We start from the raw sequence: 21,854 nt of genomic DNA, 5'->3' as shown, positions 1-21,854 counted from the left end.
CCCGGGCCGGCGTTTTTTTGTGACGCTATTAATGCTTCGCGCTACTGCTTTTGCAACAGGGAATTCAGCTCCTCTTGCAACTCGAGTTTTTTCTTCAGGTACTCCAGTTGCTCCACCTCTTCCTTGAGCTTGGCTGCCTCACTGGAACTGGCTTTGATGGTGGAAATGGCCTCCCCGATCGAACTCGCAGCCTCGCCCACGGCCTTGGTCTGTTCCAGCATGGTGGCCTTGGTTCCGACTTTCACCTTTTGAATGGCGCCGGTTTGCTCATAGAGTTCCATTAACAATGTGGTATCGGAGCTCTTGAAATCTTCTGGGAGCGACGCGACCATCCCAAATTGTGCAATCTGCATTTTGGTGTTGGCCAAGATATCCTTGTTGTACTTGACGTTGAGCTCAGCCCACCCCGGGATGCGATACCTATACCCTTTCATTAATGCGACATCTTCCACCTTCGCAAAGGGTACTTTCGAAGGCGTCACCTCAAGTGCGAGCGAGGCAATCGTTCCGGCTGGCGGCCCTGGATCTTTTACGAAGGAGATCATTTTTGACAAAGCCGGTGGCACTCTCTCCTGTTGTTTCAGCGCAACAGCCAAGGTTTGATTGCCCTGTTGTTCCACCACGTGCATCAATGGATAACTTTGCACCGAATCCTCAGGATCGACGTACAAGGTCACTACCATCTCGTTCTTGCCGTAGCCGGACAGGAGCTCTCTGATTTTACTGATTCGTGACTCAATGTTTTGCTGTTGGAATTTCAAGGTGTCTGCCGAGGCCCGGTTGAATTTTTCCGTGTTCAGTGCATCCAATTTATCGCTGTAGTCCTTCAATAGATTGAGGAGCACAGTTATGGCACTCGAGCTAACGGACTTATCTTCTCTCAATAATGAGCCAAAATCTTGACTCATCGGTTTGGGTTCCGTGGCGATGGCTTTATTACTCAACAGAGTGTTGGCACCGCCCATGAGCACGGTTCCTGCTATGCCCGCTGCAACCTTTATGACCTGCACGGCGGTTTCCAGTTTTTTGTCCGCCACAGCAGCATCGGCTTTGGTCAACACACCCATCGCATTCAGCGTAATGTCTACGGAGACGTCCTGGGTTCGACTTTTGGGGAGCTTAATGGCGTACCAGTGGTTGTTATCTGGCTGAGTCTCCAGGGAGAGTTTTGGGGTGCCGAACGAGACCCGCTGCCCCTTTTCCTTGAGCTCCTTGCAAGAGACAAGCTTAACCCCAAGGAGAACGAGCTCGCCCGCTATCTTGTATGTATCTGGATTTGTGACACAAAATCCATTGGCCGTGGAAACCACCACCGGCACTTCCACCTTGATCAGATTCTTCGGCAGCACATACGCCACCCCGTCCGCGGGCGGACCGTTGCCGGGTTCCAGTTTCACTACGGTATGTTTCGCCGAGCAGGCGCTCACCACCACCGCCACAGCCAGCAAAATCGACATCCTGATCGCTCGCATGACGCTCCCCCGAGAAAGTGGTTAGTTGCAGCCACCATGCACGATACGTACACACAGTCAAGCACTATTTATCTAAAGTTTGATAATACACTGCCATTGAACCAAATTTTTCCATCAACATAGTGCAGCTGGTATATTAGTCCCATTTGAAGGTTATTTCCTGCATAGTTCGATGCCACCGCCGGGATATTTTACATTTTTGCGGACAATGACTATATTCCGGCCATGACACTCGTCGCCGACCTTGAACTGAAAGTCCTGTACGACATCAGCCGCAGCATCGGGCAGACCCTGGACCTTGATCAGACTCTCAAGGCCATTCTGGCCGTGCTGGGAGAGACCTTGTCCATGCACCGGGCCACCGTCACCTTGCAGGATGACGACACCGGCGCCCTTGTCATCGCCGCGGCGTACGGCTTGTCCGAGGAGGAGGTCGCCCGCGGGGTCTACCGGCTGGATGAGGGCGTCACCGGCCGCATCTTCCGCACGGCCCAGCCCTTCGTGGTGCCCGATGTGCACAAGGAACCGCTTTTCCTGGATAAAACCCAGTCCCGCCGCCTCACCAAGGATGCGCTCAGCTTCATCGGCGTGCCCATCGTGCTGCAGAATGCCTGCGTGGGCGTGCTCTCCGTAGACCGGCTCTTCGAAGAACACGTCTCCTTTGAAGAGGACGTGCGCTTCCTGACCATCGTGGCCACCCTCATCGCCCAGCTGGTCAGCATCCATCGCCAGGTCCGCGCCAGAGAAGAAGACCTGCGCCGCGAGAACCTCAGCCTGCGAGCCAAGCTCTCCAAAAATTACCACCGCTTTTTCATCGTTGGCAAAAGTGCGCCCATGGGCCGCGTGCAACAGCTCATCGAGAAGGTCGCCCCCACCAAAGCCACGGTGTTGCTCCTTGGCGAATCCGGCACAGGCAAGAGCCTGACGGCCCGCATGATCCACGAACTCTCCGACCGCGCCCGGTTCACCTTCACCAAGGTCAACTGCGCCTCCCTGCCGGAAAATCTCCTGGAATCCGAGCTGTTCGGGCACGAGAGAGGCGCCTTCACCGGGGCCACGGAAACCAAGATCGGCCGGTTCGAAGAGGCGGACAAGGGGACGGTGTTTCTGGATGAAATCGGGGAGATTTCCTCAAACATCCAGCTGAAACTTTTACGATTTCTTCAGGAGCGCGAGTTTGAGCGCCTGGGGTCGACCAAAACCCGCAAGGTGGACGTGCGCATCGTGGCCGCCACCAATAAACACCTGGAACAGGCGGTGCAACAGGGCCATTTCCGGGAAGATTTGTATTACCGGCTCAATGTCTTCCCCATCACCGTGCCCCCCCTGCGCGAGCGCAAGGAAGATATCCCGGCCCTGATCAATCACTTCCTGGACAAGCTGGCCAAGGAGTACCACCGCCGGCTCTACCTCTCCCCCGACGCCCTGGACGCCATGATGGGCTACGACTGGCCGGGCAACGTGCGGGAGATGGAGAACCTGATGGAACGACTGGCTATTATGGTTGAGGGCGGGACCATCCACTGCAAGGATATCCCCCTGCCCGCTGCCGCCACGCCCATCGCCCGCCCCGCGCCCGTCGCCGGCCTGCCGGCCACAAGCGCCGAGCCGCCCCTGACGCCCAACATCTACGGCACCCAGCTCAAGTCCCTGGAAAGCATGGAGCGCGACCAGCTCCTGGCCGCCTTGGAGCGCACTCGCTGGAACCAGACCCGCGCCGCGCAAGAACTGGGCATCACCCCGCGGCAAATGGGCTATCGGATGAAAAAGTATGGGATCGGGCGGGAGTAGCGCAACACGCAACCCGGAGAGTAATTGCGTAACCGTTCCTCTTGGAGCGGTTTTTTTGTATTGCTGCGGGTGAAGGCGGCCCGAAGGCAACAAAAAAGCGCTCTCGTTCAGGGCGAGAGCGCTGGAGCGACCTGAGGTGGTGCCGAAGGGGAGAGTCGAACTCCCACGGCCTTGCGACCACTAGACCCTGAATCCGTTTCTTGCCTTCCTTTGAGCTACTCTTGGTAGTATTTGCAAGGTATTGCAGCGTTGGCTTTCCCCCACGGAAGCCCTTGACGCCCCCCATTCGTGGGGGCATGGTGGGGGTATGGGACAGCAGAAAATCAAAACCCCGTTCCCTGGCGTGCGCTACTATGAGCACCCTACCCGGAAGATGAAGAACGGCCAGCCGGACCGCTACTTTTCCATCCGTTACCGCAAGGACGGCGTGGGCGTGGAAGAAGCCCTGGGATGGGCCTCCGAGGGCTGGACGGCGGAGAAGGCGCACCATGTGCGCTCCCAGGTCCGCACGGGCCAGCGCGTGGGCAGCGGGCCGGCCTCGGTGGCGGAGATGCGCGCCGAAGCTGACGCCCGGCGCAAGGCCGCCCAGGAAGCCGCCCGGCAGGACGCCCTGGCCGGCCTCACCCTGGGCGCGTTCCTGGAGCAGCACTACCTCCCCCACGCCAGGAAGACCAAGCGCAGCTGGCGCACGGACGCCCAGCGCATCGCCAAGCACATCGTCCCGGCCCTGGGCCTCCTGCCCCTGACCGCCGTCACCAAAGACCACCTCCAGGCCCTTGTTGACGATCTGGTCGAAAGCGGCGCCGCTCCGGCCACGGTCAAGCAATACTACGGCATTGTCCGCAACGCCTTCAACGTCGCCCGCGAGCTGACCCTGGACGGCCGCCCCCTCTTTGACGGGCCCAACCCGGCCCAGGGCGTCAAGCTGCCCACCGTCCGCAACGACCGCGAGCGCTTTCTCACGGCCGAAGAAGCCGCCCGGCTCATCGAGGGCGCCCGGCACCGCCGCAGCCCGGACCTGCACGACGCCATTGTCCTTTCCCTGAACACCGGCCTGCGCCTGGGCGAGCTGCGCCGCCTGCTCTGGCCCGATGTGGACCTGGCCCACGGCATCCTCACCGTGCGCGAGGAGGACCGCCGCAAGCCCGGCGGCAAAATCCCCCTGAATCAGGCCGCCACGGCCATCTTCCAGGCGCGCCTGGACCGGCATCAGGCCGGTTCGCTCCTGGTCTTCCCGCCCAGCTACGGGGACGGGCTGCGGGAGAATCTGACCAACGATTTTCACGACCTTGCCGAGTCCCTTGGCCTGAACGCCGGGCTGGACCCCAAGGACCGCGCCCGCCGCATCGTCTTTCACAGCCTTCGCCACACCTTTGCCAGCTGGCTGGCCCTGGCCGGCACGGACATTTACCGCATCAAGACCCTGATGCGGCACAAGAACATTGCCATGACCATGCGCTACGCGCACCTGCTGCCGGACGCCACACGGGATGCCGTGCATAATCTCAAGCCTCCTTCCGCCGTTGCCTACAACAGTTGATCCAGGGACGCCCCGATGCGCTGCACCCCCAGCCGCACCACCAGCCACATGGCCAGCGCGTCCGTGCGATAGGCCACAGCCCGACCCACGCGGTACGCCACTGCCGGCCCGTTCCCGGCCGCGTCGGCATTGGCCAGGGTCTTGGCCGCCACCAGCCCGCCCAGGAATTTGGGCGCCTCATGGCGCGAAATCACCGGCGGCAGCTTGGCCGTCAACGTGTCCACAAACTCGCGTTCCTCTGCGGTCAGTTCCCGATGCATGCTCATTCCACCTCTGCTGTCTTGTTGGATTCCAGTACGGCACACCGCCGCTCCGCCTCTGCCAGCGCCACCTGCAGTCCGGCCTTTTCCGCCTCCAGCCGGGCGATCTTGCGTTTGAACCCCTGCTGCGGCCTGCGACGCGGGGGGAGAGGAGAAGAGGGCAAGGAAGGAGAAAAGGACTGGGGGAACACTGTCCCCCCAGACCCCCCGAATTGGGGAAGTTGGGATAGTTGAGGAAGTTTGGGAAGTTGGGATTCTGGGGCAGGTATGGCTTGCGCGGACATCGGCGCTGTTCCAGAGGCGCAGACCTGCTGCAACACCCAGGCCCTTGCCGGCGGGGTCAGGGTGGCCAGCAGCGCCTGCAGCGCCGTGGCGATCTCCTGACGCATCTGCCCGGCATTGCCCGTGACCACGCCGTCAAAGGCCCGGTCCAGGGACAGGCAGTCCGCGCAGACGCGCCAGACCCACGGCCCGGAGACCGCGTCCCGTGAGGTCATGAGCTGGTAGGCCTCCCCCACGGCGATGGACCGGCCACACTCGTTGCAGGCCCGCTGCCGCCGGGCGGTCACGGAGTGCACGCAAAAATGCGCCTCGCCACTGTATTCAGCACCCATTCTGCACCTCCTTTGCTTCGCTCTCGCCTGCCGCCCCCCCCACTGGAGGGGGCGCGGGGGAACTCAGTTCCCCCGTTCGTTGTTCCTGTGCTTCCTCCTCTCCCAAGGCCGGCCCTGGCACTCCGTCCAGGACGCAGTCGCCCAGCGGCGTCCAGGGGTAGCCCGCCGGCTTCACGCACAGGCGGCCGTCCACCACCAGCGCCGCTCGGGCCAGGGTGGTCCGGGCGTAGCGTCCTGGCTCCAGGCGCACGGCCACCACGTCCCCGGGCCGGGCCCGGTCCCACGGCGCCGGCACGGCCAGCGGCGCCTGCATAATGGGCGGCCCAAGCTGCCGCCTCACAACGCCTCCCCGCCAAAGGAAGAGGGAGAGGAAGAGGAGGAGGAAAACGAAGGGGAAGAGGGAGGGGAAGAACAAACCTGTGAGAACACCTTCCCGCCCGGCACGCTTGCCAACACAACTGGAGGGGGTTCGGGGGAACTCAGTTCCCCCGATTCCACTTCCTCCCTTTCCTCCACTTCCCCCACTCCTCCCACCGTTCCCGCCAGCGGGCGAATGGTGGCCAGGGTGTCTGCCAGGCGCAGGATGGTGCGGCCGTGGGCGCCCCAGGCGGCCACCTTGCGGTCGAAGTCTGCCTCGGGAAAGCCATGGGGCACGCGGCGGTCCCGGCACTGCTGCACCGGCGTATCCAGGTAGACCATGGCCACGCCGGCCTCGTGTTCACGGGCGATGTCCACCAGCGCGGCGGCCAGGGACGGGTCGGTGATGCTCTCGTCCAGCACCACGGTGTGCCCCATGGAGAGCCCCACGCGGGCCATGGTGCAGGCCAGGAACTCCACGGCCGGCTCCACGCTGCGGTGGTACTCGTGCCCCATGGCCCGGCGCAGCAGGTCAAAGCAGATCACGCTCACCCCGCCCCGGTTGGCAAAATGCTGCTCCACATACCGGCTCTTGCCCGCACCGGGCAGGCCAAGGACGAAAATCATCTGGCGTTTCATGCAGGACTCCTTTCCAAGGTCTGGCTTGTGTTGAGATGCTGTGTGGTGCTGTCCATGGTGCTGCCTATGGTGCTGCCCATGGTGCTGCCCATGGTGCTGCCCATGGTGCTGCCCATGGTGCTGGCGCTCCTGGTAATGGTCACGACGCAGCCGGGCAGCCGCTCCAGCACCTCGGCCAGCAGGGCGTCCATGGGCGCGTGCTGCAGATCCGCCCCCAGGGGCACGAGGTACGGCGCGCCGTCGGCAGGGTGCAGATGCTGGCAGCCCTGGCCTGTGAGCACCCAGAGGGGGTTCACGGCCTTGTGCGTCAGGGCGGCCAGCAGCCAGCCGTCGGGGATGCGCCCGCGCCGCAGGGCATCGGAAACGCTGGCCTGCCGGATGCCCAGGCAGGCCGCCAGCCGGGCCTGGGTGGTGACGCCAAAGACCTGCAGCAACCGCTGGTAGGCCGCGGCAAACCCGCACGGGGTCACTGCGGGCTTGGCGGCGGGGGCGAGGTCCGGACGGGCCGGACGGGCCGGGTGATCCGCGTGATCTGGGTGATCCGGGTGATCCGCGTGATCCGCTTGATCTGCGTGATCTGGGCGTCTCATGCCCCGCTCCCCAAGTGCCCGGAACGGCCAGAGGAGCCGTATTGGGCCTCATGGGTGGTCCGGGCCAGGCGCATCATGGCCATGATGGCCTCCACGGCCTCCTGACCCTCCTTGAGGATGCGGTCCAGCTGGGTGCGGGGCAGGTCGCCATCGGCAATGTCCGTGGCCGCTTCTGCCGCAAATTCGCCAAATTCCTTGATGCTGCGGGACAGGCTTTGCAGCAGCTCACCGCCTCCGCAGGCCGGTTCGGGCAGGGGCAGAAACACCCCGCCGCGCTGGCGGGCCAGGAACTCCAGGGGCGCGTTGGACTGCGCCGCGTCCATGAGCGGCAGGAGCATGTCCGCCCCGAGCTTGTGCCCCTGCTGCCGGGAGAGCTCGCTCATCATGGTGTTGTAATGCCGGTATCCGGCCACTTCGGCGATGATCCGGGCGTCCAGCCCCGACGGCGCGCGCAGCACCGCCTGATGCACCACCGCGGTTATGGACGGGTAGGAAATGGATGCGAAATTCCCGGACATGCGATTGCGCCTCCTGAAATTGCGTGGGCAATGCGGATAAACTGTGCTGTGCTGGATGGGTGGAACCCTAGGCCTCCGGAGGGGAGGACGGGGGAGACGAAGTCTTTGGAGAAGGCAAAGCTTTTGGAGAAGGCGGAGCCGTCGGAGAAGGCGAAGCCGTGGCGGCAGAGGGGGCAGCAGGAGGGGTGGCGCTTTTGGGGGGACGCCCCAGCGGCACATCCTCGGGAACGGGCAGCAGCTCCTTCGGCAGGGAGGGGTACGCCTCCCGCAGGGCCTGCCAGTTGGCAATGGGCATCCGGACGCGGGAAACGGCCTGATACACAGCCGATCCGCTCACGGGCCGGCCCGTGACGCCGGTCATCTGCCGGCCCATGTCCGCCCAGGTGACCCCGTGCTCCAGCTGCCAGACCCGCAGCCGCCGCAGCCGGGCGGAAATATCCTCCCCTGCTTGTGGTCCTGTCGGGAATCGGTTACGGCTATAAGCGGTTTCCATAGCTGCCCTCGGATACGAGTTGGGGTCATGGTGGACAGAGTTAAGTTTTCCATCACTTTTTAGGCTTGATATGCCGAAAAACTAAATCTTGCAACCGAAATTCTTAACATGAACTTGGCAGACTCAAAAATATTACATTTTCATGTTAGATTGCAGGCTATTATAGACAGCTTGCAGATTAACAAAAAGGATGCTGCGCGAATTGGCAACATCAGTCCTTCTTCTTTGTCCCAATACCTGAAGGGGATTAGCGCGCCATCACAGGAGACGCTGGCGCGATGGGCAGCAGAGTTAAATATCAATCTTAACTGGCTGTTGCTCGAAGAGGGGGAGATGTTTCGCAAGGGGGGGGCTGAGGAGCCGCAGGATGATCCCCAACGGGTGCGCGAACTGGAACAACGGGTCATGGAGCTGCAGCAGGAGCTGCTGGACGCGCGGGCAGAACTGCTCACGCTCTACAAGGAGAAAGCCCAGGCCGAGGGGCGCGCCACCAGGGGAGAACACTGCGTGACTGCCCGCACCGCCCCCACTGCTGCCCCCTTGCCGCCCCACGGCAGTGAGAGTTTGTGAGATGAAGACGGTGGCTGGGGCGGCTGGGGAGGATGGGGAGGATGGCCTGTGCGGCGGGACAGCCTGACACGGCGTCTCCCGGTAAAAAGCACGCGTACGTGCCCGCCGGACGCAGGCGCAGGGAGGCGAGGCAACAGGAGGCCTCGAACCCGCCCAGGGAATGGCGCAAGCGCCGCAAACCGCTGTACTGAGGGACCCATGCACCACACGCGATTTGCCCCGCGATTGGCCCCAAGCCTGGCCCCAAGCCTGCCCCCAAGCTTGGCTCCAGGTCTGGCCCTGCTGCCGGCCTTAATGCTGGCCTTGCTCGCCGTCGTGCTTCTTACCAGCCCCGCCATCGCGGCCAATTGGTATGAAGGCGGCACCCTGCATAGTGCCACCGTGAGCGGCTGGCTCAAGGCCACTGGGCAGAATCAGCTGGCCACCGCGGCCGATTTCGTTGCCGCCACCACAGATCCCGCACAGCTTCGAGCCCAGAGCCCCGACGCCCTCAGAACCGCCACCCAGGCCGCGGCCGACTGCGTCACCACATTTGCCGAGACCGGGGTGTTCGACTCTCGCATGACCGTCAAAGAAGCGGTCCTCTTCTGTCTCAAGGACAGCCAGAAAACCTACCCCTTTTTCCTGAGCAAGGCCGGCGCCGATCCGGAACGTGCTGCGCCTGCGGAAAAAGTGGCCAATGCGGCAACTGCGCCAATTGTGACAGAGACGCCGATGACCGCAGACCGCCTGCGCAGCGCCGTCAAAGCGCTGCTCCAGGAGCTGGACAGCTTCCGCAATACATCCACCTTCAGGGGGTGCATCTACGGCTGCGGCAGCCGCAACCCTGGCGCGGCCTGGGAAGCCAAGCGCAAGGCCCTTGACGCCCAGGTCACCCCACAGCTGGACGCCCCCTTGCTCCTGAAAACCACCCCAGCCGACCTCTGGTCCCTGGGCATGGCCTACGGCAGAAACAACCACGCTGAAGCCAAACGCCTCCGGGCGCACATTGAAGAAGGATTGGTGGTGAAGTGATACTTAAGTTGAAACACGGCGAAGGCTTTTTGCTGGTGGCTCCACAGGATATTCATGGAGAAGATGTCAGAAATGCGCATGTTTTTAAAGGCACCTATAATCCATTTACCAGGTCTTGGACGATTAAACCCAATCGCTCCCACTGTGGGAAAATGCGCTGCCACACACTTTCTCCAGAACCCGAAATTGCCGAGAGTGATGAACGAAAATTTTGCCATATGGTGGTCGATGCTCAGTTTAAGTATGGCATCGTTTGTGGTTCCTGCATGGCGACGTTTTTTGCGGATGATGATTAGAATAGCTAGCCATATACACTGGGCAGCCTACCATCCCAGCCAGCTGCAGGTTCTTGGTCACGGCTTATGGTAGTTACGATCCCGACGGAGCCAAACGGCTCCGGGCGTAAGCTGAAGAAGGAGATAGGAATATATAAAATGATTAATCCAAAGATTAAGGCTGTGTTCTTGGTGGCACCTGCGAATATCAAGGGCGAACATGTTCAAAATGAACATGTTTTTGATGGACACTATTATCCGAACGATAAACTTTGGAAGATAGGCAACATACCTCGCTGCAAAAAAAGCACACTACAGCTGCAAGCTGCAAAATCAATCACTAAAGATACTGATTTTCAGAAATTTTGCAATTCGTTAGTCGATCGCCAATTTGAGGGTAATCAAATCTGTGGAACATGCTTCGCAACATTCTTTGATGATGAGGACTAGAGCAATTGAATTTTCAGTGGTAGTTAACGTAACTTTGGCATAAATTTACTTAGGCAATTCGTAGACCCTATGACCTCCGTACTAAAAGATATTACGCCGCTAGTGGAAAATGTTACACTCACAGCGGCGCAAATTATGTGTGGAGTTCCATACCCTCCAGTGAGTTTGCTGCCCATCCTCTCCGCGGATGATTGGGAACAATTTATCCATGAGTGGCTCTGGTTCTATAAAAATGAGGGCACATATTATGCCGTGAACAAGTACAGTGGAGCGGGAGATCTCGGTCTAGATCTTGTGGCCTTCACAGCCGAAAACGGATTCGGCGCTCCTTGGGACAGCTTTCAGTGCAAGCAATATGACCACGCTCTCCATCCAGCTGATATCTATCCTGAAGTCGCAAAGATTATCTATCATTCCTTTAAGCGCACACCGCCATTTAACCAAAGTGAGCGAGTGCCACGACGTCATGTTTTTGTCTGCCCGCGAGGCGTGGGCATAACAGTTGGCCGATTACTCAAGGATCCGATTCGATTCAAGGAGGAGGTCCGAGAACACTGGGACACAAATTGTGTGCCCAAAATCCAAAGAGGCCTTGTCGCGCCACTTACAGATGAGCTTTTGACCTATTTTGATGCTTTTAATTTTTCGATTTTTGATGACGTCTCCGCGACTGATTTGATAGCCACACATCAGAAGACTCCTTTTCATGCGCCAAGATTTGGCGGAGGTCTTCCTCAGCAAGACCCAGCCGCCCCCCCTCCGCAAGAGCCCACTTCCGACGAAAGTGTCTATATCATGAAGCTGCTGGAGGCTTACAGCGATCACCTTGGTGTTGCAGTTTCAGCTATTGCGCAACTTGACGGACATCTTTGCCGCCATTATGACCGCCAGCGTGTTTTGTTTTACAGCGCTGAATCGTTACGGAACTTCGCACGGGACCGAACCCCCCCGAAGACCTTCGAATCGTTGCAGGAAGATATCTTTTTTGGCGTCATAGACACTTGTGATGACGACCATGCCGACGCGCTTGCCCGTTTGCGGGCAACCGTACACTCCGCTGGCCAGGTCGCAGCTGGAGGCAACGCGCTTTATGCTATTTCAAGGGTGGCTGACCGGCAAGGAATCTGTCATCAACTGGCGAATGTTGGCCGCCTGAATTGGATTAAGAAACCATGAACATCCCGCGCCCTTCACCATTCAATAGTGCGTTGGAAACGGGTGTGCGAACACTGTCGATTTTGGTGGAATCATATCCATCCGCGCACGATCTCAGCAGGTTGGTCCAGTATGACTACCTTGTCGTGCACTCAGCCGACGCCAACGGACCGCCAAGCCTCCATCCTCCCCTCCCATTGCGGGCAGGCGAACTATTAGTGCGGCGCGAGTTGATAGAATCTGGCCTCAGGCTCTTTATGAGCCGTTCTCTAGTAAAGCGAGTTTTGAGTAAAAGAGGTGTGCTTTATCAAGCAGAAGAGGCTGCTGGCGCCTTTCTCGGTAACATTACAGCCCCTTATTTACGTGAGCTGCGTTGTCGCGCAGAATGGGTGTCGGGGACATTCAATCCACTTGATGCAGATGAACTAAGTAACTTGGTGAATCAACTCTTCTCAACTTGGACGATTGAGTTTCAGCAGGTTGATTTAGGATTTCAAGGGGACCTTTTTTAATGAGTGGCATCCTGCTCAGATATCTAGCCTATTTTGGTCCGGGGCGAGAGCCTGCGGCTATCGAGTTTGGGCCAAGTCTGAATGTGATTTGTGGTGCTTCAGATACTGGCAAATCCCTCATTCTTGAAAGCATCGATTTCATGCTTGGGCGAACTGATCCTGTGCCTGACATCCCCGAACGTAGCGGTTATGATCGAATCCGCCTGATAGTTGAAAGCGCTGGGCATTCTACTTTAACATTGGACAGAAGTGTCGAGGGTGGTCATTTTAGTGCTTATGATGGAATGTTATTTTACGATATTGAGAATTCAGCACCAAGCACACTGCGTTGTAAGCATGCCGCCACTCGCACCGATACTCTTTCTTACCAGCTTCTGACCCGTATCGGCTTCACAGCCAATAAAATTCTAAGAAAAAATAAATCTGGCACAACACGGACTTTAAGCTTTCGTGATATTGCACGGTTATGCATCGTTTCGGACGAAGGAATAGAACGGCGTGGCTCTCCTGTTTTATCAGGGAACCCAACCTCATCGACCTCTGAATATTCGGCCTTTAAGCTCATGCTCACAGGCAACGACGACAGCGCCCTTGTTTCGATGAACAATGATTCTGCGCGCCACGAACACAACGGGGGGAAATTAGAACTCCTTGATCAATTGATAGATGAGTTACAGACGGAGCTAGAGGAGGCTGGAGAGGATGAAGATGATCTCAAGGAACAAATGCAGCGCCTAGAGGCTTCTCTGGAGAAAAGCAAATTATCTATCCTGGAAGCCCAACAGAAGTTTAATCTTGTAATGGAAGAACGCGCTAGTGCCGCCACGCAATTGCGTGAGACTAAGGCTAGATTGCTTGAACTCAAGGAATACATAGAGCGCTTCTCACTTCTTGAACGCCACTATATGAGTGATCTTGAACGGTTGCGTGCTATCTATGAGTCGGGCACTCTCTTCGTCTATCTTGAGGCTAAGCCTTGCCCCTTGTGTGGTGCACTTCCTGGAGATCAGCATCTTGATGGGGAATGCGAGGGTAACACCGAGGCCGTCATCCAAGCGGCGGCGGCTGAGATTAAAAAAATTGAAATATTGCGCTCAGAGCTGGCCGCGACGCTTGCCTCTTTGCGTGAAAAGTATTTTATTCTGGATAAATCATTCCCCCGCCTTCAGGCAAGTTATGACTCTGTAGAATCTCAACTTCACAGCATCGTTGCACCGGCAGTATTTGAAGAACGCGCTTCCTACGATGTGCTCATGAGTGAACAAGCTACTGTGCGTTCCTCTTTGGAGAAAATCAACAGACTGCACAAGCTGATTCAACGTCGTGTAGATCTTGAAAGTGATTGTGAAAAACAAAACTGCGCTACAAACGAATCAAAAACAATTATTCCTAAAAATATTCTTGATGATTTTGCAACAGAGATTCAGCAACTACTCGAGGAGTGGGACTACCCTGATGCGTCTCGAGTGTTCTTCGATGAATCACAAAAGGACATTCAGATATCTGGAAAACCACGAGGCAGCTCTGGGAGAGGCCTTCGTGCAATAACCCATGCGGCATTTACAATTGGGCTCATGCAATTTTGTCGAAAGCGCAGCTTGCCTCATCCCGGCTTCGTCGTGCTTGACTCTCCATTGCTTGCCTATTGGAAGCCAGAAGGAGAGGCCGATGATTTACGAGGGACAAATCTGAAGGACAAATTTTATCGCTATTTGTTAGGCATGTCAGGAGACTATCAGATTATTATCATCGAGAACGAGCACCCGCCCAGCTTTGTTGAGCATAGCGCATCTGTAACCGTTTTTACAAAAAATCCTAATGATGGCCGCTTCGGTTTTTTTCCTCCAAAAGTGGTCCCGGTCCTTCGGACCAGTGAGCGGTGAAAAAAGTTGGACTTGGTTTCTGGCCAAGGCAGTCATAGCGGGGTAGCGGAGGCACTACAACACCGTGCGCCCGCATTACACCGCTGGTCTACAGGGAGGCTGGGATGGGCCAAAACCGGAGCGCAACTCTCAAGTAACCAATGGTCCGAAGAAGGCCGGCAGGTCAGGAGTTACGCATAGATGTACAATAAAATACTCTTGGTTGACGATGAGAAACACATCAGAATGCTATATACTGAAGAGTTGGAGGCTGCTGGTTTTTTAGTCAACAGTGTCGACGGGCAGTCTGACATACTAGACGACATAAAAAAGTACTCACCAGATATTATTATATTAGATATCAAGCTTGGCGAACGACGTTCGGGGTTAGACTTATTACAGACAATCAGATCAACCAATTTACTCCTCCCTGTTATATTGAGCACCGCGTACGACTCGTTTCAGCACGATCTTAAGTCATTAGCTGCTGACTATTATGTTGTTAAATCTGTAGATTTAACCGAACTTATTCAAAAAGCAAAAGTCGCTCAAATTAGGCTCATGTTGCAAGGGGCATCTCTTCAGAAATGGAAAGGCGAGCTGACACAGCCATTTTCTGACACATTAACATATATTGACTATTCTCTTAGGGCTTACTTGGGGACAGCCCTTGAAGGGAAAGAAGCTTTTGCAATAAAGAGTCTACAATTAACAATCAAGGAATTTGCAACGGATGCGATATCGAAAAATGATATCCATGCGTTCATCCAAATTGTGCACGAGCAATGCCTTTTATTAAAAAAGCTTTTGTTCATTGCAAGTAAAGAGGCAAGTGTAATATTTATGCATAATCCTAAAACTTCGCTCAAGGAATTTCAAGATAAGGTAACGGCCGTATGCCCTGAATCTACAAAGCTATACCCGGAATTGATAAGGCAACTTTATGATCAGGCGAGTATTGCATTTGTCAAACGATGCAAGACAGTTGCAGAAAATCTCAAGGAAGCTGCTGAAGAAGTTTTACAAGGCAATATCTCTGGTCATCTACTCGATAGCATGCTGCTGCCTCTTCAATACGAACCCAAGGTTTATAATTCCATGGCACTTCAAGGCGAGAAGATCATGGATGCTTTGCTTGGATCAATCCGACATGACATCTTTTCATTACGTAGCAAAGTCACGCGAAACTACTATAAATCTAGATGGGATGCTTTTTGGGGGAATACGGAGGCGCAGCAAGAGAAAATAGCTTTAGACCGGGAAATAGATTCTATATACAAACGGCTTAAATCTATATCAGGTTTTCCTGTAAGGGTTGGGCTGGTTGAAGTAAACATATTCCGGCTTATCCAAAACACACTGAATAGTTCTTTTCGTGGCGCAAACATAAAACTTAATTGCCCCCCCAGCTCGCAGCAGATGACTGTATTTGGAGATCCAACTCTGGTAGATATTATTTTGAGGAATATATTAAATAACGCTCTGGAAGCAAGTGCTCAAAACACTGCGATTACTATTGAGCTTAGCTTTAAGCATGATCTATCTATAGTTAAAATACTTGACAATGGATGCGGCATTGCTGAGGATGACCTCCCATTTATTTTTGATTCTGGGGTTAGCATATCGAAAGCTAAGCACACCGGGGAAGGACTCCATATTGTTAAAGTTCTTTCCGATGCCATGGGATTCAAAATTCATGTAACTAGCGTACCCACACAAGGTACGACTGTTACAATTACAATGCCGTGCAAAAATGTAAAACTGCAGAATTAGAGAGGTGATTTATGGTTGACAACTATACAGTACTCATTGTCGATGACGACAAATTTTTCGCCGATAAGGCTCAGCGCGAACTGTCAACTACAGAGATTACTACGTTCGCTACTTATGACATTGATAGTGCGAAATCGTTTGCCAAATCCAATAAAATTGATTTGGCAATTTTAGATATAAAGCTCCCGCTTTCATCGACAAAAACGTATTTAACTGACAACGGCGGGTTCATTGTTTGTTCTTTTATTAGAGAACTCCACCCTCTGGCTACGGTGGTAATGCTTACTGCATTTGACTCGTCAGCAAACGCTGTAAAATCACTTAAGAATCTTAATGCAAGTAATTATATAGCAAAATCGGGCAGTGACGACGAAGACATTAAAAGACTCTATGCTCTCATTACTCAAGATTTCGAGACTTCATTTTACAAAGCCGCAAAGCCTAATCCATTCAGAGTACAGCTAGGCGAGTATCCAGATCGTGCTATTGAGTTCAGGGGAACTGGCCTCAAAAATTATATTAGAAGAATACTTAGCGGGAATGATGTTCCGACCCGTGCACTAATTTTTGGTCCGCGCGCAATGGGGAAAAGCTGTACTTTGCACTTCATAAAAAGTTTATTCACAAAAAAAGGTTTCAACGTTTCAGCCGTCTCTTTAAGTCCAGAGCTTTCAGAAAATTCATTTAACATATATGCTGCTGACTTCTGTAAGGAGTTGGCGACAGGTTTTCACGCTTCGACCTCAACTACCTGGACTAGCTTAGGCGAGTTCTTTAATAAAGTTGGGATTGAAATTGGGCTCCCTTTTGTTGGCAAAATAAGTATAGCTCGAGATGGTAATATGCTAAGAACACAATCGTATCAGGATCTTCTTCACGGCGGTCTCGCAGCAATCTCCAAGTCACTTCAAGGGTCTAGCAAACCTACAGTAACAATTATTGACAATCTTGATTCACTAATTAATTTTCCAGTTTTTTTTGACGCGTTTATGAATAATCTTACTGAACATTTGCTAACGAACGTAAATAGATCCTATTTCTTTGCGTCTTTAACCTCACTACACCCAGCACTTGAAAGGCAAAACTGTAGCAATTTTGTGAGGCATTTTAGTGGTAACCTATATCAAGTCGAACCTTTTACGTTCGAGGAATCGCACTTTTTTATATCTCAATCCCTTGCCGACACAGGAGTTTATTTTCAAGAGGACTTAATAGCTAAGATTCATCTCGTGACAGATGGCCACCCCTACCCACTAGGCGTTATATGTCATTATTTATATGAAGGCGCTTCGATTGGTGCAGTAACAATTGCAGGCTTTGATAATGCTTTTCAAAGGGCCGAACACGAGTTGGCACTTTACTTAAACCACCCATTTGATAATATTTCGCATGATGCTCTTTTGTTGTTAAGAATCATTGCCGTTCATGGCCCGCAAGCAAACAGTAGGGCTTTTCTTTTCCATATTCCCGATAACAGAAGTGATCTTTTGAACATTGAGCGCGTACAGATCATCCTTTATGATCTCCAAAAAAGTGGACATATTATCATAGCTAATGGGTATTATACAATTTCCAGCGAATTATTCAGAAACTTTATTTATACACATCTAGGCAAATTCTTTGAACCCTAACTTTCACAGTTTAATTTTAGATTTATTCAATTTTAGATCTACGCTGATAATAAATATCAATTTTTGCTAATCGACCTATCAGTCTATATATTGATCTGCCCAGGTATTTCCAGGCCAGTTGAAACTTGAGAGGGAGGCTCCAGAAAGAAACGAAGGAGCCATGAGGAACAGTCGATTCACGGACGAGCAGAGGGTAGGTATCCTGCGGGAGGCGGATCGGGAGCCGGTGGCGCAGGTGGCCAAGAGGCACGGCGTCAGCGAGCAGACGCTCTACACCTAGCGCAAGCGGTTCGGGGCCAGGCCAACGAGGTCTGGGCTTACGACTTCGTGTTCGACGCCTGCGCCAATGGTCAACAGCTGAAATGCTTGACGATTGTCGACGAGTTCACGCGTGAATGCCTAGCCCTCGACGTGGCCGGGAGCATTCGTTCCGGGAGGGTGATCGAGGTGCTGGCTCGGCTGGTCAGCGGCTTGTCTGGAACAGGGGCGCGCCACGGCATTTGCGGTCGGACAACGGGCCGGAGTTTGTCTCCACGGCGCTGCTGCGCTGGGCGGCAAAAGAATCCCTGGGTTCCGCATTGATTGATCCAGGCAAGCCGTGGCAAAATGGCACCGCCGAGAGCTTCAACGGCAAGTTTCGCGACGAATGCTTGTCAATGAAGTGGTTTCGCAGCCGGGCGGAAGCCAAGGCAATCATTGAGGGGTGGAGGCGGCACTACAACACCGTGCGCCCGCACTCCAGCCTGGGCAACATGACCCCAGGGGCTACAGGGAAACGGCAACGACGGGCCAAAACCGGAGCGCCACTCTCAAGTAATCTGTGGCGCAAGTTTTTTATACAATAATATTTAAAAATCGGCATTGTATCACAATGCACAGGAGGATTCCCATGTCTGTATATGCGATATTGAGCGATAATTACAAAAAAGCTTTCCCAAAAAAATCTTTTATTTCGCCAAATATCCCTGAAAAAAAACTTAATGGGGCCATTAAAGGCATGGACAAAGCCCTTGATCCTGATTCAGTCATTTTAATATTTGACTCTACAATGTTTGGTGGCGCAGAAGATGGCATTATGTTCACAAACGACACACTTTATTGGCATACAGCATTTTCCAATGTAATCTCTGTGAAGTATGACGCCATAGAAACAGCTGAGTACAGAGCAATTCCGGTAAAGGATAAAAAAGGCAGAGAAACACTTGAAGAAAGCGTGGTTATCAATGAGTCGTCCAACAATATTGTTATCAAGGAATCTTCAGTAAACCTTGAAGAGCTTGCTAAACTTATCAATCTTATCAAACACGAAGGAACTAGTCCATGCATTGAAGATACAAAGAATATTCCTCTTGAAGAAATGCCCGCTAAGGCCAAGCTGTCTTATGTCAAAATTATTGTTAATTTTACCTTCGCAGATGACGGTGTTATCGATCCAGAAGAAGTAAAAGAAATATATTCACTTATGCAACGCCTCAAGTTCGGACAAGAAGAGCGTTTTAGCATCATACAATATATAAATATCCATAATGAGTCAGATGATTTATTATTAAAAAATATAAATGAATGCTTGAACGACGTTACACTAAAAAGCTTTCCACCATCTATTTTGAAAGATTTAATCGCAATATATACGAGCACAAAAGTTAATGGCGATTATAACTGTTCGAAATTTATAATGGACATGGCAAAGAAACTCGATATTTCAACAGAAGCTCTAGAGCAAATCAAAAAAGCGATAGAGAACGACAAGAAGATTTTTGACCCGACTATTGACGACAAAGGCCTTTCCAACGGTTTTTCAGAAATAATTACCGGGGCCAGTGCAGTTGGAATCCCGATTGCCGCATTATATTTTTCTGGCACAGTGACAGGCTTAGGTGCTACGGGTATAACAAGCGGTTTAGCCGCATTAGGTTTTGGCGGAGTTTTGGGGTTTTCAAGTATGGCAACAGGTGTAGGCGTTCTTCTCCTCATAGGATATGGCGCACACAAAGGTTTAAAAGTCCTAAGTGGAAGCAATGAAATTGAATCTCGTCGGCGTAAGGAAATGATGCTTATGAATGTTGCTAAGCATCATCAACGCACAATGAATTCACTGATGCAAGATATTAACTTTTTAACATCAAAAATTACAGATGCTTTTCTCTCAATTTCTCATCTTGAATCTGAAATTGAAAATAAAACTGAATCTGTCAAAAAGATTCTTTCACAGCTAAAAGCTATGTCTGACGCCGGAAAGGCTGCAAGCAGAGACTATACGAGATCTGAAGGCTGTGCATTACAGACTAAAGTACCCTATGAGATTGATATTAAGCGGGTGGCAATTATCACTGAATCTCCAACAGCAAAAAAATACTATCAATATATAGTTGATTGTTATGATGAAAAAGCTATACCGTCACATGACGAAAGCAAAAAGGACGTCAGGAGTGCGTGGCAACTGAAAAACAATTTATCCAATGAAACGCTAGAAACCTTGAATTCGATACTGAGCCAACTTGGATACTTTGCCGCGACAAGTGTCGTCAAAGGTTTTTTTAAATGAAAGATCCACTTTCCGATTACAATAAAATTGCATTAGTTCAAAGCCATCAAGTAAACGCTGCACAATCTGTTATAACAAATGGGATAACCACGTTAAACGACCTTGAGCAACGACAAAAAATAATTTCTAAACAGGTTGATGAATTTGATGAGCTTGTCGCCTTAGCTCAAGAACAGGTTGAAACTCTTAAACAACATCCTGGCTTTAGTGACGTTTATTCCCTTGATCGTTGCTTAGATGTTAATGCTGATATTTTGGAACATAGTGCTTTCCTAGAACAAGAAGCCGGCCTGCCTTCATGTTTAATATTTGAAAAGCTTAAAACGATTGACCCCGGTTGTACTGATAATGATTTTCTAAAAAACGTATCATGCTATGCAGAACAGTTCGATATCAATTTGTCTCAATCTGCAATTTTCAATGTACTTTCTGAACAGGAGCGGCAAGAAGTTAATAGGCGTATATACGATGATCTTACCCATAAAAATGCTTGCTGTGATCACTATGACTACATGATTGCAGGAACGTGTGGAGTTGTTGGAGGGCTCATTGATATTTTTTTTGTAGGCATACCAGGAATAAGTTCTTCAACAAATTTTGGCGACAAAATAGTTGATATATCTGTTCAACGCTTTGCTACTTTTTTTGGATGGAAAGGGGACTCACTCAAAGGTCCTTTTGGCGCTATTGCGTTCCTTGAAAAACGGTTTAAGATCAACTACGATCAACAGTATGGAGCGGCAACAAATGATCTTCTTGGGATGAATACTAAAAACCATCACCTTAAGAGCATAGGCCATTGGCCAGATTTTGTCGGTTTATTTTTTTCCATCTTGGACCAATTTAATTCCACATCTCATTTTGTTGACAACGGTCGACTACTTACATTTAATACTGAAACATTTGAGTTATCTGGAGAGACATTTCTTGCTAAAATTTTTGCCGGATTCGTAAATTGGATAGGGCATTTATTTTCTGATGCTGCTGGTTCTTCTGCAGCCCAAGGGAGGGGCGCAGGGATACCGATCCCTTTTTTCGGATTTTCCCAGTTGCTATCATTTGGCTCAATAGGCAAAGCCAAAAAGACAATTGCGGATATCGCCGTAGAGCTTTTCGAAAAGGGCTACGACTTGCGTCATGGGATAGCCATGTCTATTCCTCTCATCACAACTGAAATTTTAGTGCGCTTCATGTGGTCAATAAAAGCTCATTTCTATCATCTAAAAAAATGGAGTGAGAGCATTCCTTCCGGGGATATCCCAGAACTTCGGAGAATGCTTCTGGTTGGACACGGAACACTGTGTTTACTGGATGGCCTAGATGCGACTCTTCGCTCTGGGGGTGAGATTGTCACCATGCTACTTCGCATGAATCTTATAGCGTGGGTACGTTTAGGATTCATTTCAATGAAAGAATTACAGGCCGTTTTTAAGTGTGGACACCTCGACCAAAGCAAAGTTAACATTTACCTTCAATCTGAATATGAACGACTTATCGCTTGAATAATCGAGAGAATAATTTTAACGAACAGCTTATTTTGACATAATGAGAGTGTCCTGAAAACTGTGTAAACGCTGCGGGCGATATATTGCCCCCCATGCAGCGCCGGTGTGTCAGCACCGGGCCGGTGGGGTGTGCTACCACCCCGCCTGCGCCTCCGGGTTTTATTGACAAATGTTATGCTACTTGCTATTTTTTGTCTCCTTCATTAGGAGAGTAGCTCAGTGGCAGAGCAACCGATTTTGGATCGGGAGGTCGTGGGTTCGATTCCCACCTCTGAAATCAACGGCCCG

22 protein-coding genes and 2 pseudogenes are annotated in these 21,854 nt (G+C 52.4%); 16 read left to right on the top strand and 8 right to left on the bottom strand.

What is annotated here, in order from left to right:
• Positions 1 to 41: 41 nt before the first annotated feature.
• Positions 42 to 1,457: a DUF4831 family protein gene (locus tag ACYQ00_RS13135; protein WP_460032594.1), complete on the bottom strand. Its 1,416-nt coding sequence runs from the start codon at positions 1,455 to 1,457 to the stop codon at positions 42 to 44.
• 240 nt (positions 1,458 to 1,697) lie between these two features.
• Between ACYQ00_RS13135 and nifA the strand changes: the two genes are divergently transcribed.
• Positions 1,698 to 3,263, top strand: coding sequence for a nif-specific transcriptional activator NifA (gene nifA / locus ACYQ00_RS13130; protein ID WP_460032593.1), 1,566 nt, complete (start codon positions 1,698 to 1,700; stop codon positions 3,261 to 3,263).
• Positions 3,264 to 3,570: 307 nt separating this feature from the next.
• Complete coding sequence (locus tag ACYQ00_RS13125; protein ID WP_460032592.1) at positions 3,571 to 4,803, top strand: tyrosine-type recombinase/integrase; 1,233 nt, start codon at positions 3,571 to 3,573, stop codon at positions 4,801 to 4,803.
• Here the strand turns inward: ACYQ00_RS13125 and ACYQ00_RS13120 are convergent.
• The 7 genes from ACYQ00_RS13120 to ACYQ00_RS13090 form a co-directional block, all read right to left on the bottom strand.
• The gene (locus ACYQ00_RS13120) at positions 4,791 to 5,069 is read right to left on the bottom strand and encodes a hypothetical protein (protein WP_460032591.1); all 279 of its coding nucleotides are present in this window, start codon (positions 5,067 to 5,069) and stop codon (positions 4,791 to 4,793) included. The two genes, ACYQ00_RS13125 and ACYQ00_RS13120, sit on opposite strands and share 13 nt — an antisense overlap.
• Positions 5,066 to 5,677 carry a hypothetical protein gene (locus tag ACYQ00_RS13115; RefSeq protein ID WP_460032590.1) on the bottom strand — a complete coding sequence of 204 codons (612 nt, stop codon included), beginning with the start codon at positions 5,675 to 5,677 and terminating at the stop codon, positions 5,066 to 5,068. Before ACYQ00_RS13115 ends, ACYQ00_RS13120 begins: the two co-directional genes overlap by 4 nt.
• Positions 5,667 to 5,972: a hypothetical protein gene (locus ACYQ00_RS13110; protein ID WP_460032589.1), complete on the bottom strand. Its 306-nt coding sequence runs from the start codon at positions 5,970 to 5,972 to the stop codon at positions 5,667 to 5,669. Before ACYQ00_RS13110 ends, ACYQ00_RS13115 begins: the two co-directional genes overlap by 11 nt.
• 41 nt (positions 5,973 to 6,013) lie before the next feature.
• Complete coding sequence (locus tag ACYQ00_RS13105) at positions 6,014 to 6,673, bottom strand: AAA family ATPase (RefSeq protein ID WP_460032588.1); 660 nt, start codon at positions 6,671 to 6,673, stop codon at positions 6,014 to 6,016.
• Entirely contained in the window at positions 6,670 to 7,263 is a 594-nt protein-coding gene (locus tag ACYQ00_RS13100) for a helix-turn-helix domain-containing protein (RefSeq protein ID WP_460032587.1), read from the bottom strand. The genes ACYQ00_RS13105 and ACYQ00_RS13100 overlap by 4 nt, the downstream gene beginning before the upstream one ends.
• Positions 7,260 to 7,781: a phage regulatory CII family protein gene (locus ACYQ00_RS13095; RefSeq protein WP_460032586.1), complete on the bottom strand. Its 522-nt coding sequence runs from the start codon at positions 7,779 to 7,781 to the stop codon at positions 7,260 to 7,262. Before ACYQ00_RS13095 ends, ACYQ00_RS13100 begins: the two co-directional genes overlap by 4 nt.
• Before the next feature lie 67 nt (positions 7,782 to 7,848).
• Positions 7,849 to 8,274: a hypothetical protein gene (locus ACYQ00_RS13090; RefSeq protein ID WP_460032585.1), complete on the bottom strand. Its 426-nt coding sequence runs from the start codon at positions 8,272 to 8,274 to the stop codon at positions 7,849 to 7,851.
• 108 nt (positions 8,275 to 8,382) lie between these two features.
• Between ACYQ00_RS13090 and ACYQ00_RS13085 the strand changes: the two genes are divergently transcribed.
• From ACYQ00_RS13085 to ACYQ00_RS13020, 14 genes and pseudogenes are all read left to right on the top strand, one after another.
• Positions 8,383 to 8,844: a helix-turn-helix domain-containing protein gene (locus ACYQ00_RS13085; RefSeq protein WP_460032584.1), complete on the top strand. Its 462-nt coding sequence runs from the start codon at positions 8,383 to 8,385 to the stop codon at positions 8,842 to 8,844.
• Between the two features lie 198 nt (positions 8,845 to 9,042).
• Entirely contained in the window at positions 9,043 to 9,858 is an 816-nt protein-coding gene (locus tag ACYQ00_RS13080) for a hypothetical protein (protein WP_460032583.1), read from the top strand.
• Positions 9,855 to 10,154 (top strand): hypothetical protein, encoded by a 300-nt coding sequence (locus tag ACYQ00_RS13075; RefSeq protein WP_460032582.1) that lies wholly within the window; start codon positions 9,855 to 9,857, stop codon positions 10,152 to 10,154. The genes ACYQ00_RS13080 and ACYQ00_RS13075 overlap by 4 nt, the downstream gene beginning before the upstream one ends.
• Before the next feature lie 66 nt (positions 10,155 to 10,220).
• Positions 10,221 to 10,583 carry a hypothetical protein gene (locus ACYQ00_RS13070; protein WP_460032581.1) on the top strand — a complete coding sequence of 121 codons (363 nt, stop codon included), beginning with the start codon at positions 10,221 to 10,223 and terminating at the stop codon, positions 10,581 to 10,583.
• A gap of 69 nt (positions 10,584 to 10,652) precedes the next feature.
• A complete protein-coding gene (locus ACYQ00_RS13065) occupies positions 10,653 to 11,759 on the top strand; it encodes an ABC-three component system protein (protein WP_460032580.1) in 1,107 nt (368 codons plus the stop codon).
• Positions 11,756 to 12,250, top strand: coding sequence for an ABC-three component system middle component 2 (locus ACYQ00_RS13060; protein ID WP_460032579.1), 495 nt, complete (start codon positions 11,756 to 11,758; stop codon positions 12,248 to 12,250). Before ACYQ00_RS13065 ends, ACYQ00_RS13060 begins: the two co-directional genes overlap by 4 nt.
• The gene (locus ACYQ00_RS13055; protein WP_460032578.1) at positions 12,250 to 14,133 is read left to right on the top strand and encodes an AAA family ATPase; all 1,884 of its coding nucleotides are present in this window, start codon (positions 12,250 to 12,252) and stop codon (positions 14,131 to 14,133) included. The genes ACYQ00_RS13060 and ACYQ00_RS13055 overlap by 1 nt, the downstream gene beginning before the upstream one ends.
• Before the next feature lie 180 nt (positions 14,134 to 14,313).
• A pseudogene (locus ACYQ00_RS13050) lies at positions 14,314 to 14,661 on the top strand (response regulator); the annotation flags it as partial.
• A 12-nt stretch (positions 14,662 to 14,673) separates the two neighbouring features.
• Positions 14,674 to 15,885, top strand: coding sequence for a sensor histidine kinase (locus ACYQ00_RS13045; protein ID WP_460033170.1), 1,212 nt, complete (start codon positions 14,674 to 14,676; stop codon positions 15,883 to 15,885).
• 11 nt (positions 15,886 to 15,896) lie between these two features.
• Positions 15,897 to 17,516, top strand: coding sequence for a response regulator (locus tag ACYQ00_RS13040; RefSeq protein WP_460032577.1), 1,620 nt, complete (start codon positions 15,897 to 15,899; stop codon positions 17,514 to 17,516).
• Between the two features lie 160 nt (positions 17,517 to 17,676).
• Positions 17,677 to 17,796, top strand: a complete 120-nt coding sequence (locus tag ACYQ00_RS13035; RefSeq protein WP_460032576.1) for a transposase — start codon at positions 17,677 to 17,679, stop codon at positions 17,794 to 17,796.
• A gap of 20 nt (positions 17,797 to 17,816) precedes the next feature.
• Positions 17,817 to 18,361 (top strand): annotated as a pseudogene (locus tag ACYQ00_RS13030) (integrase core domain-containing protein); the annotation flags it as partial.
• A 44-nt stretch (positions 18,362 to 18,405) separates the two neighbouring features.
• Positions 18,406 to 20,061 carry a hypothetical protein gene (locus tag ACYQ00_RS13025; protein WP_460032575.1) on the top strand — a complete coding sequence of 552 codons (1,656 nt, stop codon included), beginning with the start codon at positions 18,406 to 18,408 and terminating at the stop codon, positions 20,059 to 20,061.
• Positions 20,058 to 21,563, top strand: coding sequence for a hypothetical protein (locus ACYQ00_RS13020; RefSeq protein ID WP_460032574.1), 1,506 nt, complete (start codon positions 20,058 to 20,060; stop codon positions 21,561 to 21,563). The genes ACYQ00_RS13025 and ACYQ00_RS13020 overlap by 4 nt, the downstream gene beginning before the upstream one ends.
• The last annotated feature ends 291 nt before the right edge of the window (positions 21,564 to 21,854 follow it).

The sequence above is a fragment of the Megalodesulfovibrio paquesii genome (assembly GCF_054653055.1).
The sequence above is the reverse complement of the archived record's forward strand: the minus strand, read 5'-3'. Positions and strand labels throughout refer to the sequence as shown.

What these genes read in the sequence shown, in the direction of transcription:
- ACYQ00_RS13060 (WP_460032579.1), top strand. Translation starts at nt 11,756, where the DNA reads ATGAACATCCCGCGCCCTTCACCATTCAATAGTGCGTTGGAAACGGGT.
- ACYQ00_RS13035 (WP_460032576.1), top strand. Translation starts at nt 17,677, where the DNA reads ATGAGGAACAGTCGATTCACGGACGAGCAGAGGGTAGGTATCCTGCGG.
- ACYQ00_RS13095 (WP_460032586.1), bottom strand. Translation starts at nt 7,781, where the DNA reads ATGTCCGGGAATTTCGCATCCATTTCCTACCCGTCCATAACCGCGGTG.
- ACYQ00_RS13115 (WP_460032590.1), bottom strand. Translation starts at nt 5,677, where the DNA reads ATGGGTGCTGAATACAGTGGCGAGGCGCATTTTTGCGTGCACTCCGTG.
- ACYQ00_RS13120 (WP_460032591.1), bottom strand. Translation starts at nt 5,069, where the DNA reads ATGAGCATGCATCGGGAACTGACCGCAGAGGAACGCGAGTTTGTGGAC.
- nifA (WP_460032593.1), top strand. Translation starts at nt 1,698, where the DNA reads ATGACACTCGTCGCCGACCTTGAACTGAAAGTCCTGTACGACATCAGC.
- ACYQ00_RS13020 (WP_460032574.1), top strand. Translation starts at nt 20,058, where the DNA reads ATGAAAGATCCACTTTCCGATTACAATAAAATTGCATTAGTTCAAAGC.
- ACYQ00_RS13070 (WP_460032581.1), top strand. Translation starts at nt 10,221, where the DNA reads ATGGTAGTTACGATCCCGACGGAGCCAAACGGCTCCGGGCGTAAGCTG.
- ACYQ00_RS13135 (WP_460032594.1), bottom strand. Translation starts at nt 1,457, where the DNA reads ATGTCGATTTTGCTGGCTGTGGCGGTGGTGGTGAGCGCCTGCTCGGCG.
- ACYQ00_RS13055 (WP_460032578.1), top strand. Translation starts at nt 12,250, where the DNA reads ATGAGTGGCATCCTGCTCAGATATCTAGCCTATTTTGGTCCGGGGCGA.
- ACYQ00_RS13045 (WP_460033170.1), top strand. Translation starts at nt 14,674, where the DNA reads ATGTTGCAAGGGGCATCTCTTCAGAAATGGAAAGGCGAGCTGACACAG.
- ACYQ00_RS13080 (WP_460032583.1), top strand. Translation starts at nt 9,043, where the DNA reads ATGCACCACACGCGATTTGCCCCGCGATTGGCCCCAAGCCTGGCCCCA.
- ACYQ00_RS13040 (WP_460032577.1), top strand. Translation starts at nt 15,897, where the DNA reads ATGGTTGACAACTATACAGTACTCATTGTCGATGACGACAAATTTTTC.
- ACYQ00_RS13090 (WP_460032585.1), bottom strand. Translation starts at nt 8,274, where the DNA reads ATGGAAACCGCTTATAGCCGTAACCGATTCCCGACAGGACCACAAGCA.
- ACYQ00_RS13125 (WP_460032592.1), top strand. Translation starts at nt 3,571, where the DNA reads ATGGGACAGCAGAAAATCAAAACCCCGTTCCCTGGCGTGCGCTACTAT.
- ACYQ00_RS13085 (WP_460032584.1), top strand. Translation starts at nt 8,383, where the DNA reads ATGAACTTGGCAGACTCAAAAATATTACATTTTCATGTTAGATTGCAG.
- ACYQ00_RS13025 (WP_460032575.1), top strand. Translation starts at nt 18,406, where the DNA reads ATGTCTGTATATGCGATATTGAGCGATAATTACAAAAAAGCTTTCCCA.
- ACYQ00_RS13100 (WP_460032587.1), bottom strand. Translation starts at nt 7,263, where the DNA reads ATGAGACGCCCAGATCACGCAGATCAAGCGGATCACGCGGATCACCCG.
- ACYQ00_RS13105 (WP_460032588.1), bottom strand. Translation starts at nt 6,673, where the DNA reads ATGAAACGCCAGATGATTTTCGTCCTTGGCCTGCCCGGTGCGGGCAAG.
- ACYQ00_RS13065 (WP_460032580.1), top strand. Translation starts at nt 10,653, where the DNA reads ATGACCTCCGTACTAAAAGATATTACGCCGCTAGTGGAAAATGTTACA.